The organism is Kurthia sp. ISK08, from assembly GCF_046159805.1.
In the GTDB taxonomy this organism is placed as follows: domain Bacteria; phylum Bacillota; class Bacilli; order Bacillales_A; family Planococcaceae; genus Kurthia; species Kurthia gibsonii.
Window position 1 is genome coordinate 1 of record NZ_JBJXHL010000016.1, and the last position, 853, is coordinate 853.

9 tRNA genes are annotated in these 853 nt (G+C 51.6%); all 9 read left to right on the forward strand.

Annotated features, from left to right (window positions below):
- Positions 1 to 7 precede the first annotated feature (7 nt).
- The 9 genes from ACKVQX_RS14425 (at position 8) to ACKVQX_RS14465 (ending at position 852) form a co-directional block, all read left to right on the forward strand.
- Positions 8 to 83, forward strand: a tRNA-Val gene (locus ACKVQX_RS14425).
- A 9-nt stretch (positions 84 to 92) separates the two neighbouring features.
- Positions 93 to 168: transfer RNA gene (locus tag ACKVQX_RS14430), tRNA-Thr, on the forward strand.
- A 4-nt stretch (positions 169 to 172) separates the two neighbouring features.
- Positions 173 to 248 (forward strand) — tRNA-Lys (locus ACKVQX_RS14435).
- 16 nt (positions 249 to 264) lie between these two features.
- A tRNA-Leu gene (locus tag ACKVQX_RS14440) sits at positions 265 to 349 on the forward strand.
- A 50-nt stretch (positions 350 to 399) separates the two neighbouring features.
- Positions 400 to 474 (forward strand) — tRNA-Gly (locus ACKVQX_RS14445).
- Between the two features lie 5 nt (positions 475 to 479).
- Positions 480 to 568: transfer RNA gene (locus ACKVQX_RS14450), tRNA-Leu, on the forward strand.
- A 28-nt stretch (positions 569 to 596) separates the two neighbouring features.
- Positions 597 to 673, forward strand: a tRNA-Arg gene (locus ACKVQX_RS14455).
- Positions 674 to 677: 4 nt separating this feature from the next.
- A tRNA-Pro gene (locus tag ACKVQX_RS14460) sits at positions 678 to 754 on the forward strand.
- A 22-nt stretch (positions 755 to 776) separates the two neighbouring features.
- A tRNA-Ala gene (locus tag ACKVQX_RS14465) sits at positions 777 to 852 on the forward strand.
- Position 853 lies beyond the last annotated feature (1 nt).

Here is an 853-nt window from a genome sequence, read left to right on the forward strand (position 1 = left end):
ATATAATGGAGGATTAGCTCAGCTGGGAGAGCACCTGCCTTACAAGCAGGGGGTCGGCGGTTCGATCCCGTCATCCTCCACCATCAAAATATGCCGGTGTAGCTCAGTTGGTAGAGCAACTGACTTGTAATCAGTAGGTCGAGGGTTCGACTCCTTTCGCCGGCACCATTTTGAGTCATTAGCTCAGTTGGTAGAGCATCTGACTTTTAATCAGAGGGTCGCAGGTTCGAATCCTGCATGACTCACCACTTTAATATTTACTATGCGGGTGTGGCGGAATTGGCAGACGCACTAGACTTAGGATCTAGCGCCGCAAGGCGTGGGGGTTCGACTCCCTTCACCCGCACCATAGTTTCTTATAATTTCATAACTGTCAGATAAAAAATATCTAAGCATATTGCGGAAGTAGTTCAGTGGTAGAACACCACCTTGCCAAGGTGGGGGTCGCGAGTTCGAACCTCGTCTTCCGCTCCAAATATGCCGGGGTGGCGGAACTGGCAGACGCACAGGACTTAAAATCCTGCGGTGAGTGATCACCGTGCCGGTTCGATTCCGGCCCTCGGCACCATTTTTAAAAACCGTATATACTTATTTTTGCGCCCGTAGCTCAATTGGATAGAGCGTCTGACTACGGATCAGAAGGTTGTGGATTCGACTTCTGCCGGGCGCACCATTTCCGGAATGTAGCTCAGCTTGGTAGAGCACTTGGTTTGGGACCAAGGGGTCGCAGGTTCGAATCCTGTCATTCCGACCATTAACAACATACCCATTATATTGGGGCCTTAGCTCAGCTGGGAGAGCGCCTGCCTTGCACGCAGGAGGTCAGCGGTTCGATCCCGCTAGGCTCCACCAA